Genomic DNA, 335 nt, shown 5'->3' with positions numbered 1-335 from the left:
GCCAATGCTGATTTCTTCGTCCACACTGCTTTGCAGCAGTCTTTCATCTATGCCTTCATAGCGTCCGCATAGAAGAACAAGATGGGGCAGTTCGGCAAGTTCTGCCGCTTTTTTATGTGTCAGCGGCTGACCTTGCGGACTGAGGTAAATTACTTTGGCAGGTTTTTGCGAGTTTGCTTTGGCTTCTTCGATTGCCGCTTGAAGCGGCGGCGCCATCATAATCATTCCCGGACCACCTCCGAAGGGGCGATCATCGATATAGCCAAGTTTGTTGTCGGCAAATTTTCGGGGATTGATGGCTTGAAACTGCCAAAGATTTTGTTTTCTTGCTCTGC

At 49.0% G+C, this 335-nt stretch carries 1 pseudogene; it reads right to left on the bottom strand.

The features are described from left to right. Positions 1-335, bottom strand: a pseudogene (locus ACTHSP_RS23180) (tRNA (guanosine(37)-N1)-methyltransferase TrmD); the annotation flags it as partial.

The sequence above is a fragment of the Neisseria sp. P0001.S005 genome (assembly GCF_051963715.1).
This window is presented reverse-complemented; position numbering and strand designations above follow the sequence as displayed.